Here is an 18,197-nt window from a genome sequence, read left to right as displayed (position 1 = left end):
ACAACCAAACAACCAATAAGGTAGTGGGATGAGTTTAAACTATCTGAGTTTTGAACAACCGATTGCAGAGCTGGAAGCCAAGATTGAAGAGTTGCGCCTGGTCAACCGGGGCGGCGAGTTTGACGTGGGCCTGGAAGAGGAAATTACCAAGCTCAGGGAAAAGAGTGGCGAGCTGACCCGCAAGATATTCAGTGATCTGGGCGCCTGGCAGATTTCCCAGTTGGCGCGTCATCCCTTGCGCCCTTACACACTGGATTATATTTCCCGGATCTTTACCGATTTTGACGAATTGGCCGGTGATCGGGCCTTTGCCGATGACAAAGCCATTGTGGGCGGACTGGCCAGACTGGATGATCAGCCGGTGATGATTATCGGCCACCAGAAAGGCCGGGATACAGCCGAAAAAATTAAGCGCAATTTTGGTATGCCCAAGCCCGAGGGATACCGCAAAGCCTTGCGTCTGATGGAAATGGCTGAACGATTCAACCTGCCGATTATTACCTTTATCGATACACCTGGCGCCTATCCTGGGGTGGGGGCCGAGGAACGCGGTCAAAGTGAAGCTATTGCCCGCAATCTGAAGGTAATGGCCGGACTGAAAGTACCGGTAATCTGCACTGTGATTGGTGAAGGTGGCTCTGGTGGCGCACTGGCTATCGGGGTGGGCGATAGGGTCAATATGCTGCAATACAGCACCTACTCGGTGATATCTCCAGAGGGCTGTGCCTCTATTTTGTGGAAAAGTGCTGAAAAGGCCCCGCTGGCTGCAGAGGCCATGGGCGTCAGTGCACCGCAAATTAAAAAACTGGGGCTGATCAACAATATCATCGATGAACCCTTAGGCGGCGCGCATCGTGATCATGACGGCATGGCGGCAAACCTCAAGGCTTGTATTAAACAGCAACTGGCACAATTACAGAAATTGTCCAAGGTGGATCTGCTGAATGAGCGTTACGAGCGTTTGATGTCTTTTGGCTATTGCTAAGTAAATCCCCTAGAATAGGCCGCAATTAAGCGGCCTTTTTTATATGTCAGACAGTTTATATTCCAGCTTCGAATCCAGCCTGATTGCTACTTGGCGGCCACCCCAGCCCATTGTGGTTGCCTATAGTGGCGGACTGGATTCAACCGTGCTATTGCACTTACTGGCCAGCTTCAAACAGCGGCATCCGAATGCTGTGGTCAGTGCAGCGCATATTCATCATGGCCTGAGTGCCAATGCCGATAGTTGGCTGATACATTGCCAGAAACAGTGTGAGCGACTGGCTGTGCCTTTTGCTGCCCGTCATCTGGTGCTGCAACGTTCGCCAAGACAGAGTCTGGAAGCTTTGGCCAGAAAGGGGCGTTATCAGGCGCTGGCCGAGCTGACGGATGAGGATGCACTGATACTGCTGGGCCAGCATCAGGATGACCAACTGGAAACCCTGCTTTTGCAATTAAAACGAGGGGCCGGTCCCAAAGGGCTGTCTGGAATGGGGGTTGATACTACCCATTGTCAGCGTCGCTACGCCAGACTTCTGCTTAATCATAGCCGGGCTGCGCTTGCTGACTATGCGGCTTGCCATCAGCTTGACTGGATTGAAGATGAGTCAAATCAGAACCCGGCGTATGAGCGTAATTTTTTGCGCAATGCGGTTATTCCGCTGCTCAGGGAGCGCTGGCCCAGCATTGGTACTACGGTATCGCGCAGTGCCAGATTGTGTGCCCAGCAGCAGGCGTTGTTAGATGAGGTGGCGCAGCAGCGACTTAAGCTGGTGCGAGTGGCGGCCGATTGTCTGGATTTGCAGTCCCTGGCCGACTACAGCTGGGCCTGGCAGCAACAGATAATCCGCCTATGGTTGCAGGAAATGGCAGTCCCCGCCCCCTCTGAACAGCTTTTGCATCGCTTACCGACTGAGTTATTTAACGCCAGGGAAGATGCCCAGCCCTGTATACAATGGGACAATTGGCAATTTCGCCGTTTTCGTCAAAGGCTGTATATCGTCAGATCACAGTGTTGGCAGCCTGAGCCTATCAACTGGTTGGGAGAAGGAGCGTTGTTGTTACCCGATCAGCGCGTGATGGAGTTTGATCTGACCGAAGACACCACTGAGTGTCCATTACTCTATTTACATCAAACAGATAGGGTACAGATTCGATTTGGTGAGTTTAGCCACCGTTTTACCCCGGCGGATGCGCTACACAGCAAACCGTTGAAACAATGGTTTAAGTTTTGGTCTGTGCCACCCTGGCTCAGAGATAAGCTACCACTGGTGTTTGTCAATGACAGGTTGGCCGCCGTGCCCGGTTATGCAGTCGACCAGGCATTTTCCCAACCGCAACAGGATAAGTCAGCCTGGCGGCTTAACCTTGCCGGATCTGGCAAATAGTTTCCGGGTCAGGCGGTCTTTCCCAGCAGGCTGGCATTCTGTTTGTCCTGATACAGTGCTGCATCGGCCCGACTGAACAAAGCACCACGCTCTTCACCAGACTGATAGAGTCCTGTGCCTATACTGCAGCGCATATGGTGCTTGGCCAGCAAGGGTTGGTTGTGCATCGCCTGGCGAATGCGGTGACTGACCCGTTGTAACGTTGCGCTGTCAGCGTCTGGAATTAAGCAACAAAATTCGTCGCCACCGAAGCGAAAAGCAAAATCGGTATCCCTCAGGCTGGTGCTAATAGCTTGTGCCATGGCAATCAGTACATTGTCACCCTCCTGATGGCCAAAGCTGTCATTAATAGCTTTGAATTTATCCATGTCCAAGACCATCAGGCCGAACACTTCGCCACTGCGTTTGGCGTGGCTAAATAACCTGCTGAGATGTTCTTCAAAGCCTGCCCGGTTGCCCAGGCTGGTTAGATGGTCCTTGCTGGCCAGACGTTTAATCTCACTGTGCCTGATAACGTTGCGCAATTGCGGTGTCACAAGGGTATGGATCTCATCCAGTCGTCTGTTATCCAATGCATTCAGTGGTCGGTTAAAGTGATAGCGGATAGCCGTGGCGGTATCCCGCGGACAATCCATCAGTCGGGTTAGTGTACCGCTGCTACCCAAGGCTAATCGTCCTGCTGGCGACTGAATTTCCAAGCCACATAATCCAAGGCGCACAGTTAAAAGATTTTGCAGGGTCTGGGCGAAATCCGCCAGGTCCAGACAGCCCAGCAAGGTTTCGAGGATATGCAGACGCTCGGCATCGCCCAATTGCTTGTCTATTTGGCTGAAGCGGAAAAAGCTATCAGAACCTGCGTTGTCGTAAAAGGGAAGATGTTGTTCCACCGTCTGCTCCTGGTTGCGTAACGGCCTGTGCCAGCAACCTTTGCTATATTATCTCTGCTTAGATTCGAGCAAAAACTATGCCGGACTCCTTGTGAGCGTATTCGTCGGTAACCATGCTATTGAAGCTTATGAACTTTTTTGCCTTGAAGTCGAAGACTCTATGGCCATAGTGAGTTGGCGTTCTGGCCAGAGACGTCAAATAACCGCCGGTTATTGTTTAAATTGGTTATGCGCTGTTTGTTTAAGCCGGTATTTGACAATTGCTGCAGATATTTGTGCTTAGCTGCGCCTGTCACACTATATTGGTAAAGCAGATGTTCTTTTCGCTTTGGACAAGGAGCCCTGATGGAGCAGCACCTCAATGACTTTTTCCGCGCCGATTATATGCCGCATGGACATTGTTTTTTATGGCGACCGGACATTCTGTGGCTGAATGTACTGTCCGATGCGCTGATTGCCACCGCTTACTTTACCATCCCTTTAGTGCTCTATCTGTTTGTCCGTCAGCGGCCGGACATTCGTTTTGGCTGGATGCTGTATTTATTTGCCGCCTTTATCTTATGTTGTGGCGTGACCCACTTATTTGGCATCTATGTTATCTGGCACGGGGCTTATGGTTACCACGGCCTGGCAAAGCTGCTCACGGCTACTGTTTCCATCAGCACTGCTTATGTGTTGATTCGGCGCCTGCCAGACGCGCTGGCTATGCCCAATTTATCGGAATATTCTCAGCATAAGGAAATGGCTTACCGGGCCGAGCTGGACAGGTTGGAGCTGGTCAGAGAGCAGGAACGGCTGGCTATGGTGCGACTGGCAGTAGAAGGCTCCCCTTTTGGTATGCTGGTAACCGATGCAAGCGGACATATTCGTATGGTCAATTCTGCCCTGACCCGCATGTTTGGTTACAGTGAACAGGAATTACTGAATGAACATGTCAATATGCTTCTACCGACAGAACAGCGCAGTCGTCACAGAAAGCTGGTAGAGGAAATCAGTATCGGTGCCCGTAGCTCAGGTTTAATGACCTCCAGGCTGGTGTATGGGGTGGCCAGAAATGGCGATAAAATCCCGGTGGAGGTGACCCTGCATCGCAGCGAAGTGGACGACGAGGTACGAGTGTTTGCCACCGTGGTGGATATCAGTGAGCGTTTGTCTTATCAGGCCCGGCTGGTGGAGGCCAATAACCGTTTTGAGCGGGTCATCTCTGGCTCAAGAGACGCCCCCTGGGAATGGCATCCCAAAGATAACAGTAACTGGTTCTCACCGCGTTTCCATGAACTGTTGGGCTGGCCAGCTCAGGTGCCGGGCCACTTCGATACCTGGATAGCTCATGTACACCCGGATTATCATGACAAAGTGATGGAACACTTAAAAAGTCACATCGAGCAGCACAGCAAGTACGATATTAACTACCTGGGGCTGGCGGCAGACGGGACTTACCACTGGTTTAATACCAGGGGCGACAGTCAGCGGGATGAAAACGGCAATATTGTGATTATGTCCGGGGTGATTTCCGATATTCAGGAAGAAAAGGAAATGGAAGCGGCGGTAATGCATAAAACGGCGTTTCTTGAGTCGGTATTTGCCGGCGCATCCTGTGGTTTACTGGTGCTCGACTGGGAGGAAGATGACAAGGTTAGCATCTCTGCCGTTAATCAACGTTTTAGCATTCTGTTGGGGGATCAGGCTGGCGATTTAGAGGGGCAGGAGCTGCATCATCTGGCCCAGTCAGACGAGCGGGGCGTAATGGCTCGCTTGCAAGCACTGCTGTTTGGTTCGGCTATGGAAGCCGAGCAGGGCAGTCCGGTTGGTTTTCTATTTCAGACCCAAGATCATTGGGTGCAGATAGATGTACATCCTATTTCCGACGCGAAAGGAGAATGGTTCAGGGTGATAGTGTCTGCCAGTGACGTCAGCGAATTAAAGCAGGCCGAAGAGGAACTGGAAGAGGCCTTACAGGAGAAAGTTTCGCTGCTTAATGAAGTGCATCATCGAGTGAAGAACAACCTGCAAATCGTCAGTAGCCTGATGGATATCCAAAGCCGTCAGGTTAAAAAAGAAGATCTGGCGGTGATGAGCGATCTGAAAAACCGGGTGCGGGCCATGGCCCTGATCCACGAGTTGCTCTATCAAAATGACAGCCTGGGCTCGATTAACTTGCAAAGTTATGTGCAGCGTCTGGTCAACCTGATCGGCGATACCCTCAATCACTCCAGTCGTGAACAACTGACCTTAGATATACAGGCAGGACGTGGCGAACTGAACATCAGCATAAACCAGATGGTGCCTTTGGGGCTGCTGATTTGTGAGGCGGTCACTAATGCCTTTAAATATGCCTTCAGCGGTCGCCCGGGTAAGTTGACCATCAGTATGAAAAGGGAAGACGCGCGGCTGCAATTGGCGATCTGTGACGATGGCCCGGGGTTTGATGCTGAGCTGTTCGAGCAAGCCAGCCTGACCAGCCATCTTGGCTTTACCCTGATGAAAACCTTTGCCAAGCAAGCAGGTTTTGCCATTCAGGTGGATGGCAGTCAGGGCACCTGTATTTATCTGACTGAACAGGCCAGCAATTCAGACTAGAACAAGTTGTGGTTGCCGTCTTTATTGTCAGACAAGTACCTGAGTAAATCATTTAGCGGCATGGGTTTGGCAAAATAATAGCCCTGCATGCTGTGTACGCCCTTGTCACGCAGGTAGTGCCATTGTTCCTTGGTCTCAATGCCTTCGGCGGTAATCAGCAAGCCCAGGCTTCTGGCCAGATTGATAATGGCCTCGATTATGATCTGGTGGCGACTGTCCGTCCCCAAACTATCCACAAAGGTCCGGTCTATTTTTAGCTTGCTGACCGCCATTTCCGCCAGTCTGGATAAGGATGAATAACCGGTGCCGAAGTCATCAATGGCAATATTGACCCCGGTCTGGCGAATCTGCCAAAGCAGCATGGCGGCGTTTTCCGATTGCAGGGTACTTTCGGTGACCTCCATTTCCAGATGGGCGGGATTTATCTGACAATCCTGGATAATTTCATTCAGGGCGTCGAGGATTTCGCTGTCTTTTAACTGGGCGCCGGATACATTAACCGCAACCCGAATACCACTGAAGCCGCGTTCATCTAACAGTTTCAATAACATGCAGGATTCTCGCAGCATATGCAGGCCGATACTTTGGATCAGGCCGGTTTCTTCCGCTACCGGAATAAAAGCATCAGGTGACACCATGCCCACGTCTTTGTCTATCCAGCGACATAGGGCTTCCACTCCCACCACCTGACCACTGTGGCCATCGACAATAGGTTGCCAATGCGCGGTAATACTCTGCTCGGTCAGGGCCTTACGCAGCCCCTGTTCGATAAACAGGCGATAGCGGACTACATCCACCAGATCATTTGAATAGAAGGTATAAGTGTACTTGCCACGGCGTTTGGACTCGTACATGGCAGCGTCGGCATGTTTAAGCAGTGACGCCGCGCAATCTACGCTTTCATCGGCAATGGCCACACCTATGCTGCAGGTGACCATAATATCTCTGCCGCTGATGTTAAATGGTTCGTTGCAGATGGCGATGATTTTTTCTGCCAGCCGCTCAAAGTCCTGACGCCGTTCTACGTCCTCGACTATCACGACAAATTCATCGCCGCCCAGGCGAATCAGCACATCTTCGGCACGCATGATCTGCTGTAATCGCTGAGCAAACTCTATTAACAATTGATCGCCGGGCTCATGGCCCATGGAATCGTTAATCAATTTAAAAGAGTCAATATCAATAAAAAACAAGCCAATTCCGCTACCTTTCTGACAATCCAGCTCCCCTAATACCTGGTTCATCAAATTTCGGTTGCCAAGGCCAGTCAGACCATCCCGATAGGCCATACGATTCAGTTCCCGTTCGGCCTTTTTCAGCGACGAGATATCGGTCAGGATCATGATAAATAATTCAGGGTTGTGTTCGGTGGCAGCGATGCGACTGATATTTTGCAAGGCATGAAAATGACTGTGATCGCGTCGATGTACCACCACTTCATGACGAATACTTTTGTTGCAGTCGGCCAGCACTTCATCGTGGCGCCTGTTGCCGGACAATACCATGGAGACCGGAGCGCCAATCACGTCATTGGCATTAAAGTGAGTGTGTTTATAGAAGGCCTTGTTCACCGAGCGAATGGTGAAATCTGAGTAGAGTACAATCACCGACTCATCTATATTGGCCAGAATGTTGTAGGCGGTGCGAAGCTCATTGACAAAATTTTCTCGTTCCGATACGTCTTTAACCGCGCCAATCCGAATCAGGCCCTGTTCCAGCGTCATATCGCTTAAGTACAGCTCTATCCAGCGTTCGTCCTGAACATCATTATGTTGAGCTTTGAGTTTGAAGGTGCGACTGACATTTTGTCCGTTACGCAGCAAGGCTTCCAGTTCGTCCACATCCTCCAGCGCCAGACGGGCGAAAAAGTCGTGAGCCTTAAGTTCCACCTTATCGCCAACGATATTAACTTGTTCACCGAACAAGCCCTCAAACAGCACCGTGCCGCGCTGCACGTTGTATTCCCAAAGCCCCAGCTTAGCGGCATGCACGGCTGCTTTGAGACGTTTTTCGGAGCGCTCTGTGATTTTTTCATATCTGTGCCTGGCTAAGGCGGTTTCGATACTGGCTTTTAACTCCCGCACATTATATGGCTTGACGATATAACCGTAAGGTGCCGTCAGACCGGTGCGGCGGATAAGATCGTCACTGGTGTAGGCGGTAAGGTAAACTACCGGAACATGTAATTCTGCGCCAATGCGCTGGGCTGCGTTGATGCCATCACCCCCTGCACCCAGGTTAATGTCCATCATCACCAAATCAGGTTGATGTTGCTTGGCCATCTCAAAGGCTTCTTTTTCTGAACTGGCAATACCACAGACATGGTAACCGTTATCCTGCAAATCCAGAGAAAGATTCAGGGCGATGAGCTGTTCATCCTCGACAATCAACAAAGTGCTACGTTCCATTTACCTTCCTTGTCGCACAAGAGGTTTACCGGACATTGTCCGGCCTGGGAGCGGCCATTAACACTGAAAGTGTGATAAGTATCCTAAATCTCCCACCTCTTCAGATTTAGTCTAAGAGAGATTAGATTTCCAGAAAGGCGCGAATTTCATCCAGTCTTTGCAGACCATCTTCCAGACCTTTGTCCATCATGGCCTGGCAAAAGCCGCCTTCAAACAGCAGATAGCTGAGCAAACTGGACTGTGAATCGGGTTTAATGCCCATAAAACGCATCAGGGTGCGAATGCCCAGCGGCAGATTGGCATAGTAGTCGGCCGCCTGCTCATTAATATTAAAACTGGGGTTGATTGCCAGGCATTCCACTGGTTTTAACTGGGTCGCCTGACGTTGCTTGTCATTTAACAGCGACAGGGTGTGGTTGATTCGATACAAACGCTCTAAATCTGAATGCAGGGTATCGGCGAAGATGGTGTCCAGTAAATGACCGGCAATGGTGGCGCTGTTTGGATAATGTTGTAACTGATGGCGGCGGTCCGGCCGCGGCTGCTCAACACCCACAATCAGGATTTTTTCTGCGCCCAGGTGAATGGGTGGACTTAAAGGAGAAAGTTGGTGAATGGAGCCATCGCCAAAATACTGGTCGTTGATTTTGACCGGTGGAAAAACCAGTGGAATGGCAGCGGACGCCATCAGGTGTTCTACATTTAGCTGGGTTTTGATGCCCAAACGTTTGGAGCGTTGCCAGGAGTTGAGCTCTGGCACGCCCTGGAAGAAGCTGATGGAATCATTGGTGCTGAAACTGGATGCCGTGACACTGATCGCTTTCAAATGTCCGGTCAGCAGGTTGCGGTCAATGCGGCTAAAGTCCAGAGTGTGTTTCAGCAAACGACGCAGCGGCTGGTTGTTAAGCAGGCTTGAAGGTCGTCGGCTTTTGTCTTTGGCACTCAGATGTTGTAACTGGTTGCCCAGTAAATAGCTAAACAGCGGTAATGTGTCACTGGCATATACCTGTTGGGTATGAAAGTTTTTCCATACCCACTCCAGCTTTCTCACGCCTAAATGATAGCAGGAGGCAAAACAGGCCAGCGCGGTTGCATTGATGGCGCCAGCAGAGGTGCCGCAGATGATGGGGAAGGGCAGACTGTGATTGCGTGGCAGCAGGCGGGTAATGGCTTTCAGTACGCCCACCTGATAAGCCGCACGGGCTCCGCCACCGGTTAACAGTAAGGCAAATCGGTGTCTTTGCGACATCTTGTGTAATTATTCCTGATCAAAGTCAATCTGCATACCCTCATAGGCGGCAAACAAGTCTACATTCATCTGGCCAACCTGAATGATGTCCCGACAATGTTGTTGAATGGCATCGATTTCATCATCGGTGCGTATATCATCATGGCTGTACAGCGCTACGCGTTTTGCTCTGCAGGCCATGGCCAGCTTCACTGCTTCTTCTGCTACGGAGTGACCCCAACCCGCTTTTTTGGGCATATCGGCTTGCTGGTATTGTGCATCATGTATTATCAAGTCTGTGTCGGCAGCAAACTTCACCCAATCCAGAAAGGCGGTGGCTTTTTGATAGGGAGGGTAAAGTTCATTATCGGTAATGTAGGCGATACGGGCACCATCGGCTTCTATAAGATATGAACTGCCGCCGCCAGGATGATTAATGGCAATGCGTGAAACGCAGGCGCTACCCAGTCGCCAGGTGCTCACTTGTGCATCTTGTGGGCAAAGCTGAATATTGGCCGGTAAATCCTGATAGTGCACTGGGAAATAACTGCCAGTCATTTGTCTTAACACCGCATCCTGTTCAGGCAATTGTGTTTTTCCTGGCGTGATGTAAATAGTACGCCCGGCTTGATATATAGGGGCAAAGAAGGGAAAGCCCTGAATATGATCCCAATGGTTGTGGGTGAGCAGTAAATGTATATCGTTGGATTTATCCGCAAGATTGGCACCTAAGGCTTTAATACCCGTGCCAGCATCCAGAATAATATCGGTACCATCATTTAACTCAATATGCACACAGGCTGTGTTGCCGCCGTAACGGATAAAGGCTTGGCCCGGAGCCGGGATAGAGCCTCTTACACCATAAAATGTTAGTTTCATGCCTCAACCTGCTGCAGCGTATCAGTGATGTTAAGCTGATACTGTTTTCCTTTGTTTTATAAGGAATTCCCTAATTCAAGCCTAACTCTAATTAAAGCAAAAATATAAGCCAAGTGTTATCTGCTTGGTCTTGTGGCTTTATCGACTGACAAATTCAGGTTACCACTTCAGCATACCTGCGCCGCTGGTGAGGCTGTCCAATCACACCTGCTGCGTCCATTCCTGGATATCGCAGGTGAATGTTCCCGACCACACCTGCTGCATCCATCCCTGGACATCGCAGGTGAATGTTCCCGACAACACCTGCATACCGTCCATCCCTGGACATAAAAAAGAGCGCCTGGGCGCTCTTTGTCATTTACCTTACAGGGCCTGGATAAAACTCAAGACCTTGTCCAGCGCCAGCAGTTGCTTTTCCCCGCTGCGGCGGCATTTGTATTCCACCTGGTTATCGTCAAGGTTACGTTCACCAACCACGATATGGTGGGGGATACCCATCAGCTCCATATCGGCAAACATTACGCCAGGGCGCTCTTTACGATCATCAAACAGTACCTCAATACCGGCTTGTTTAAGCTGCTGGTAGATCGCTTCGGCCGCTTCCTGAATACGGTGAGACTTGTGCATATTCATGGGGATCAGGGCGACTTTAAACGGCGCAATGGCATCCGGCCAGATGATACCGAATTTATCGTGATTTTGTTCAATGGCTGCGGCCACGATGCGCGACACACCAATACCATAACAACCCATGGTCAGTACCTGATGCTTGCCGGACTCGGTCAGCACTCCGCAGTTCATGGCCTGGGAATACTTGTCGCCTAACTGGAAGATATGCCCTACTTCAATGCCGCGCTTGATTTCCAACTGACCGTTGCCGTCAGGGGATGGATCGCCAGCCTGGACATTACGGATATCTGCCACCTTGGGCAACGGCAAATCACGTTGCCAATTGATATTAAAATAGTGCTTGCCGTCAATATTGGCACCAGCACCAAAATCGCTACATTGGGCCACGGCCCGATCGGCAATTACCGGAATCGGCAAGTTCACCGGCCCCAGTGAACCCGGCCCTGCACCAATAATGGCCCGAATTTCCTCATCACTGGCGAAGGTCAAGGGGGAAGCCACTTCCTCCAGTTTGTCCGCCTTGATTTCATTCAATTCATGGTCACCCCTGACCAGCAGGGCCACCAACGGTGCGCCCGTTTCTTCACTGGCTTTGACGATTAGCGTCTTGATGGTTTTTTCAATCGGCAGATTAAATTGTTCCACTAATTCGCTGATAGTCCGGGCGTTGGGGGTGTCCACCAGTTGCATATCGGCGGCAGGTGCGGCGCGCTCACCGGCAGGGGCCAAAGCCTCAGCCATTTCCACGTTAGCGGCAAAATCCGACGCATTACTAAAGGCAATATCGTCCTCACCGGAAGCAGCCAGTACATGGAACTCATGGGACATACTGCCACCGATAGAGCCGGTGTCGGCGATAACCGGACGATACTCAAGGCCAATGCGTTCAAAAATACTGCAATAAGCCTGATACATATCCTGGTAGGTTTTTTCCAGGCAGTCCTGACTCAGGTGAAAGGAGTAAGCATCTTTCATGGTGAATTCACGGCCACGCATTACGCCGAATCTGGGACGAACTTCATCGCGGAATTTGGTTTGCACCTGATACAAATTAATCGGCAGTTGTTTGTAGCTGCTGATTTCGCGCTTAACCAGATCTGTGATCACTTCCTCATGGGTTGGGCCAAGCACAAAATCGCGCTGATGACGGTCTTTAATGCGCAGCAGTTCCGGGCCATATTCTTCCCAACGACCGGATTCTTCCCATAAATCGGCCGGCTGCACCACAGGCATTAACACTTCAATGGCACCGGCCCGGTCCATTTCTTCGCGCACGATGTTCGCCACTTTATTCAGTACGCGCAGTCCGGTTGGCAGCCAGGTATAAAGTCCGGAGGCCAGTTTGCGGATAAGCCCGGCACGCAACATTAATTGATGGCTGATGACTTCGGCATCGGCTGGGGTTTCTTTTTGTGTAGCTAGTAAGTACTGACTGCTTCGCATAGTTCACGTTACCTGGTGTATTTCGCTGTACCTGATGGGCTGTGGTGCCCTTCGGCGTGCTGAGCTTATATAAGCTGCCGTTATTGCGGCAGTGAAAATTGCGCCATTCTAGCAGCGCTTTTACGGGGGCTAAAGGCAAAACTGTCGGCTTTTCACCATTGGCAAAGGAGCGCTAGTTTAGCGGCACAATGGCGGTCACCAGGCTTTGGCCATTTTCCACCTGCCAGCGGATATTAAATGCCCCAAGCTTAACCCCAAATTCCTGGATTTGCGGTTGATGTTTTTTGTAGGCCGGGCGGGGATCCTGGGCTAATACCTGGCTTATCAGTTCTGTAATGCCAGGATGCAGTTGTTCCGCCTTTGCCAGGGCGGGGGCCAGATTCGGGTGGAAAGACACTGGCATTTGATTATCCGGTATCTCGTTGGCAAACCCGCCTTGCGCCAGCGGCAGGGCATCGGCGTAGGGAAGATAGGGTTTAATATCCAGTATCGGTGTGCCGTCCATTAAATCCATGCCTCGTACTTTCAGTACGGTTTTTCCTTTCGTTGTGCTGAGCCCCGCAAATTCTACTACCGACAAGCCGATGCCGTTGGGTCTATGTGTACTGCGAGTGGCGAATACGCCCAATTTGGCATTGCCTCCCAGCCTGGGGGGGCGCACCAGTGGCGACCAGCCGCGGTCTGCGGTTTGATGAAACTGAAACAACAACCATAAATGCGAGAATTGCTCGATACCACGAAAGCCGTTGGGATCGGCATAATCGTCAAACAGATGGATTTCGCCAACCGCACTGCTAACCAGGCCGGGCTGGCGGGGAATGGCAAACTTTTCCTTGTAAGGAGTGAGGATAGTGCCTATGGGGGATAAATGCATGTCGCCGGTCTGGATTCATAATTTGCAACATTTTCACGGCTAACGGTAATAATTTCAAAAGCTTTTACCCTTACACTGGCTACAGGATTTGAGAACATTCTCAAACTCCCCTTCCCGGACAAGTTCTTCGCCCACCGCCTTGGTGGGTTTTTTTTGCCCTTTGTTTGTACCTCCACGCTTCGACTTCACTTGTATGTGAGTTATTCTGGGCTTGAATTTTGGCTAACCATGCCCATATGAAAGGCGATTTTCTAACTCTTTGATCATTTAAGGAATCTTATGATCTCAGTAAAGAACCTGTGTAAACAATTTGGCGACTTTATGGCCGTCGACAATCTTTCCTTCGAGGTCAGACCTGGCGATATCGTCGGTTTTCTCGGACCCAATGGGGCGGGTAAATCCACCACAATGAAGATGCTCACTGGCTTTCTGGCCCCGACCCGGGGCGAAATCCGTATCTTTGACCAGGATATGAGTCAGTCGGCCAAGCATATCCAGCGTCAGCTCGGCTACCTGCCAGAAGGTGCGCCAGCCTATGGCGATATGACGCCGCTGCAGTTTCTGGATTTTATTGCCAATGTGCGTGGCTTACGTGGTCAGCAAAAACGCCAGCGTCTGAATGATGTGGTCGATATGGTAGAAATCCGTTCCATGCTGGACAGGCCAATAGAAAACCTATCCAAAGGGTTTAAGCGCCGAGTAGGGCTGGCTCAGGCCATATTGCATGATCCGCAGATTCTGATTCTGGATGAGCCCACCGATGGGTTGGATCCTAATCAGAAACACCAGGTCAGGGAGCTGATTCAGAATCTGTCCAAAGATAAGCTGGTGATCATTTCCACCCATATTCTCGAAGAAGTGACGGCGGTGTGTAATCGCGCCATGATTATCGCTGGTGGCCGCATGTTGTTCGATGCCACCCCTGATGACTTGCAGCGTCGCTCCCGTTACTACCGGGCGGTAAGTTTGCATTTTACGCAGATGACCGACATCTCCGGTCTGGCGGAATTACCAGGGGTGGACGATATGGAAGTGGAAAAAAACAGTGGCCGGGTGGTGCTGTTTCCAGAACATCAGCAGGATTTAATGCCTGTGGTGTCTGCCTATATTAAAGATCGTGGTCTGCAGGTGGATAGCCTGTATCAGGAGCAGGGCCGTCTGGACGATGTGTTCAGACAAATGACAGCTGAGGTACGTGAATAATGGTCGGTACGTTATTCCGGCGCGAGTTCGCCAGTTATTTTGCCACGCCAGTGGCTTATGTCTTTATTCTTATATTTCTGATGTTAAGCGGTGTCTTCAGCTTCTTCATTGGTAATTTTTACGAACGTGGCCAGGCTGACCTGCTGCCATTTTTTAATTTCCATCCCTGGCTGTATCTGTTTTTGGTACCGGCCATGGCCATGCGCAGTTGGTCAGAGGAACGCAAGAGCGGCACCATTGAACTGTTGATGACCTTGCCGGTGACTATCTGGCAGGTGATGCTGGGTAAGTTTCTGGCAGCCTGGGCGGTACTGGGATTGGCATTGGTGCTGACCTTTCCGTTGTGGGTGACGGTTAACTATCTGGGCAATCCTGACAACGGCATTATTCTGGCGGCCTATATAGGTAGTTGGTTGATGGCCGGGGCCTTTCTGGCCATAGGTATTTGCATGTCCGCCCTCACGAAGAGCCAGGTGGTGGCTTTTATTCTGGCCGTGGTGGTGTGCTTTTTGTTTGTGCTGTCGGGCAGCAGTATTGTACTGGATTCCTTTAAAGGCTGGATGTCGCCGATGTTACTGGACACGCTGGCGTCTTTTAGCTTCCTCACCCATTTTGAATCCATGGCCAAAGGCGTGTTGGCGCTGAATGATGTGGGCTACTTCCTGATTGCCATTGGCATTTGGCTATATGCTGGCTTTTTGGCCGTAGAACAGAAAAAGGCGGAGTAATTCATGTTGAAGCGATTATCCACGTCAATAGCCGGAATTTTGTTATTACTGGTGTTTTTTGTGCTGGTCATGCTTAACAATCAGTTGTTAGGCTCTGTGCGCCTGGATCTGACCGAAAATCAGGTTTATTCCTTATCTGAGGGCAGCAAACAGGTGCTGAAAGAGCTGGATGAGCCGGTACATCTTTATTTCTTCTTTTCTGATAAAGCCTCCAAAGGCATGACCAGTTTGCGCAATTATGCCAACCGGGTGGAAAGCTTGCTGGAAGAGTACCGTTCTGCATCAGGTGGCAAAATTGTGTTGCATAAAGTTGATCCTGAACCGTTCTCCGAAGCCGAGGATGAGGCCAATCGATTTGGCTTGACCGCCGCGACGCTTGGCTCTGCCGGTGATGCTATCTACCTTGGACTGGCGGCAAGAAATGCCTTTGATGATGAAAAAGTCATCGGCTTTTTTGACCCACAACAGGAAAGCTTTCTGGAATATGAAATCAGTAAACTGATTTACCAGTTAAGTGATCCCAAGGACGTCAAAGTCACGGTGATTACCGACTTGCAGGTACAAGGTGGGCAAAATCCAATGACGGGGCGCTTCGACCCTGCCTGGACCAGCATCACCCAGTTGCAACAGCTTTACGATGTGCAAGTGCTGGGCTCAGATATCAGCCAGGTGCCGGAAGATACGGATGTACTGCTGCTGGTGCATCCTAAAGCGTTTAGCGATGCCTTGCTGTTGAGTATTGATCAGTATGCCCTGGGCGGCGGCAAGCTGATGGCTTTTGTGGATCCTCACCATGAATCTGATCCTATGGGGGCCATGGGCGGAGCCAATAGTTCCAGTCTGGATAAACTGTTTACGGCCTGGGGAGTACAGTTCGATGCTGGCAATGTGGTGCTCGATGCGGCGACAGGCCTGGATATCCGTACCCAAAGTGGCGTAACGCGACATATGGGCTTTTTGGGCTTGGGCAGAGAGCAACTGGATAGCAAGGATGTGGTGACCAGTGGGTTGGAGTTGTTAAACGGCGCATCATTTGGGCATTTCACGCCGCCAACCGGCACATCACTGAAATGGCATCCGCTGCTAACCTCATCGCGTTCCACCAGCCTGATGGACAATATGACCTATGCGATGACCCGTGATGCGAAACAACTGAGCAGTGGCTTTGTTGACGCCAATCAATCCTATGTACTGGCGGCCCGGTTATCAGGACGGGCAAATTCCGCCTTTGATGCCTTACCAGAGGGCAGCGAACCGCAGGAACTGCTTGCTTCCGGTGAACTGAATGTGATTCTGGTTGGTGATACCGATTTGTTAACGGACCGATTCTGGGTGAGTCAGAGCAATTTCTTTGGTCAGACTATCTTTACGCCTTTTGCCAATAACGGCGATTTCCTGACGAATGCGGTGGAGAATCTGGGGGGCAGTAATGCCCTGATCAGTATCCGCAGTCGCGGTACGTTTTCCCGTCCCTTTGAGGTAGTGCAGGCTCTGACAGTTAAAGCCGAACAGGCTTTCAGGGATCAGGAACAATTGCTGCAGCAGCAATTGGATGAGACCGAACAGGCCCTGGCCCAATTACAGGGGCAGCGCAGCGACAGCGGTGCGCTGGTACTGGATGCTCAGCAGCAGGAAGCGCTGGAAGATTTCATGCAAAAGAAGATTGAAATTCGCAAGGCTCTGCGAGAGGTGCGTCACCAGTTGGATAAAGATATCGAACGTCTGGGCAGTTGGTTGAAGTTGATTAACATTGCCGTGATGCCGATCCTGTTGGTGCTGTTGTTAGGGCTGTTGGCCAGACTGATGCGTAAAAAGGCCGGGGAGGTTAAACATGGCTAAACACTTGTTGAGTTTGTTGTTGGTATTGCTACTTGCTGTGGGGGCAGGCTTTTTGTTGCTGACACAGGAAGATGGGCAAGCCAAATTGCAACAAGGACCTTTATTGCCAGCCCTGGCCGAGCAGGGCAGCCATGTGACCCACCTTGCGATTCAGGATGCCCAGGGCCTGTTGATTGAGGCTGAACTGGTGGATGGCAAATGGCTTGTCAGCAGTGAAGGCGGTTATCCCGCTGATGAACAAAAACTGGCGGAGTTACTGCAATCTTTGGTGGATGCCAATCGCCTGCAGGCTAAAACCCGTCAGCCGGAGCATTTTCATCGCCTGGGTTTGCAGGCGCTGGATGCTCCGGGCAGCACCGCAAGCTTACTTACCCTGGAAACCACACAGCACAGCTGGCAGCTCTTGATTGGTAATACTCCAAGTAGTGGTCATGGCCGTTACGTGCGTTTTGCTGACGACCAGCAGAGCTGGTTGATTGACCAGGACCTGAGTTTGCCTATGGCTGCGCGGGACTGGATGCGCCAACCCATATTGGATTTCGACAAGCAACAGATTGCCAGTATCAGCCGCTTGGATGGCAGCGCCTGGCAGATACTAAGAGACAGTGCCGAACAGCCGGATTACCAATTAGCGGCAATGCCTAAGGGCAGAGAGCTGAAGTACGCAACTGTATTAAATTCCGTGGTAACCAATCTGCTGGGTCTGAATTTTGAAGAGCGCCTGGTGGTAGATGAGGAATTCTGGCAAGCGCCGCTACAGGCTGTTTTTCAAATGGTTACTTTTGATGGCCAGCAAGTGGACATTGCGCTTTTGCAAAAGGACGACAAACACTATGTGCGTTTTACCTCTTCTGCGGGGCAGCCATACTGGCAGGGGCTGACCTATCAGATATCAGGGTTTTCCGCTAATCAGTTAGCGAAAACGCGGGAAGACTTCCTTGCCGAACCTGCCGCACCGCAGAATAAGTTACCGGTTGGTCACCTGGATGAAGGCGAAGCGCCAAACCGATAACATTTTCCACTCGGTTGTAACGCGATCAAACCCGCTGCCTGGCGGGTTTGTTTTTTCTGTGTAATTGCGTATTGTCAGCAAAGTATTGTGCAGTTGATCTGACTCTGACAGGAGAGA

General features: G+C 50.9%; 13 protein-coding genes. 7 read left to right on the top strand and 6 right to left on the bottom strand.

Going from position 1 to position 18,197, the window contains the following annotated elements; translation table 11 throughout:
- The first annotated feature begins 28 nt into the window (after positions 1-28).
- Positions 29-985 carry an acetyl-CoA carboxylase carboxyl transferase subunit alpha gene (gene accA / locus ABD028_RS16240; RefSeq protein ID WP_102796617.1) on the top strand — a complete coding sequence of 319 codons (957 nt, stop codon included), beginning with the start codon at positions 29-31 and terminating at the stop codon, positions 983-985.
- Between the two features lie 43 nt (positions 986-1,028).
- Positions 1,029-2,369, top strand: a complete 1,341-nt coding sequence (tilS, locus tag ABD028_RS16235) for a tRNA lysidine(34) synthetase TilS (protein WP_343846256.1) — start codon at positions 1,029-1,031, stop codon at positions 2,367-2,369.
- Between the two features lie 8 nt (positions 2,370-2,377).
- Here the strand turns inward: tilS and ABD028_RS16230 are convergent, their stop codons facing one another.
- Positions 2,378-3,256 carry a GGDEF domain-containing protein gene (locus ABD028_RS16230; RefSeq protein WP_343846255.1) on the bottom strand — a complete coding sequence of 293 codons (879 nt, stop codon included), beginning with the start codon at positions 3,254-3,256 and terminating at the stop codon, positions 2,378-2,380.
- 345 nt (positions 3,257-3,601) lie between these two features.
- Between ABD028_RS16230 and ABD028_RS16225 the strand changes: the two genes are divergently transcribed.
- A complete protein-coding gene (locus ABD028_RS16225) occupies positions 3,602-5,836 on the top strand; it encodes a PAS domain S-box protein (protein WP_343846254.1) in 2,235 nt (744 codons plus the stop codon).
- Here ABD028_RS16225 and ABD028_RS16220 read toward each other — a convergent pair.
- The 5 genes from ABD028_RS16220 to tsaA all read right to left on the bottom strand — a co-directional run bounded on the left by ABD028_RS16220 (position 5,833) and on the right by tsaA (position 13,298).
- Positions 5,833-8,244, bottom strand: a complete 2,412-nt coding sequence (locus ABD028_RS16220) for a two-component system response regulator (protein ID WP_343846253.1) — start codon at positions 8,242-8,244, stop codon at positions 5,833-5,835. The genes ABD028_RS16225 and ABD028_RS16220 overlap by 4 nt on opposite strands.
- A 121-nt stretch (positions 8,245-8,365) precedes the next feature.
- Entirely contained in the window at positions 8,366-9,493 is a 1,128-nt protein-coding gene (locus ABD028_RS16215; RefSeq protein ID WP_343846252.1) for a patatin-like phospholipase family protein, read from the bottom strand.
- 9 nt (positions 9,494-9,502) lie between these two features.
- A complete protein-coding gene (locus ABD028_RS16210) occupies positions 9,503-10,351 on the bottom strand; it encodes an MBL fold metallo-hydrolase (RefSeq protein ID WP_343846251.1) in 849 nt (282 codons plus the stop codon).
- Positions 10,352-10,714: 363 nt separating this feature from the next.
- Positions 10,715-12,424 carry a proline--tRNA ligase gene (locus tag ABD028_RS16205; RefSeq protein WP_343846250.1) on the bottom strand — a complete coding sequence of 570 codons (1,710 nt, stop codon included), beginning with the start codon at positions 12,422-12,424 and terminating at the stop codon, positions 10,715-10,717.
- A 172-nt stretch (positions 12,425-12,596) separates the two neighbouring features.
- A complete protein-coding gene (tsaA, locus tag ABD028_RS16200) occupies positions 12,597-13,298 on the bottom strand; it encodes a tRNA (N6-threonylcarbamoyladenosine(37)-N6)-methyltransferase TrmO (protein WP_343846248.1) in 702 nt (233 codons plus the stop codon).
- Positions 13,299-13,577: 279 nt separating this feature from the next.
- On the opposite strand from tsaA, the gene ABD028_RS16195 reads away from it, so the two are divergent.
- The 4 genes from ABD028_RS16195 to ABD028_RS16180 are packed head-to-tail and all read left to right on the top strand — an operon-like array spanning position 13,578 to position 18,080.
- Positions 13,578-14,501, top strand: a complete 924-nt coding sequence (locus ABD028_RS16195; RefSeq protein ID WP_102796626.1) for an ABC transporter ATP-binding protein — start codon at positions 13,578-13,580, stop codon at positions 14,499-14,501.
- Positions 14,501-15,229 carry an ABC transporter permease subunit gene (locus ABD028_RS16190; RefSeq protein ID WP_102796627.1) on the top strand — a complete coding sequence of 243 codons (729 nt, stop codon included), beginning with the start codon at positions 14,501-14,503 and terminating at the stop codon, positions 15,227-15,229. The genes ABD028_RS16195 and ABD028_RS16190 overlap by 1 nt, the downstream gene beginning before the upstream one ends.
- A gap of 3 nt (positions 15,230-15,232) precedes the next feature.
- Positions 15,233-17,068, top strand: coding sequence for a GldG family protein (locus ABD028_RS16185; RefSeq protein ID WP_343846247.1), 1,836 nt, complete (start codon positions 15,233-15,235; stop codon positions 17,066-17,068).
- Complete coding sequence (locus ABD028_RS16180) at positions 17,061-18,080, top strand: DUF4340 domain-containing protein (RefSeq protein WP_343846246.1); 1,020 nt, start codon at positions 17,061-17,063, stop codon at positions 18,078-18,080. Before ABD028_RS16185 ends, ABD028_RS16180 begins: the two co-directional genes overlap by 8 nt.
- Positions 18,081-18,197 lie beyond the last annotated feature (117 nt).

Origin of the sequence: Bowmanella denitrificans, assembly GCF_039522935.1 — a bacterium.
Lineage (GTDB): Bacteria > Pseudomonadota > Gammaproteobacteria > Enterobacterales > Alteromonadaceae > Bowmanella > Bowmanella denitrificans.
This window is presented reverse-complemented; position numbering and strand designations above follow the sequence as displayed.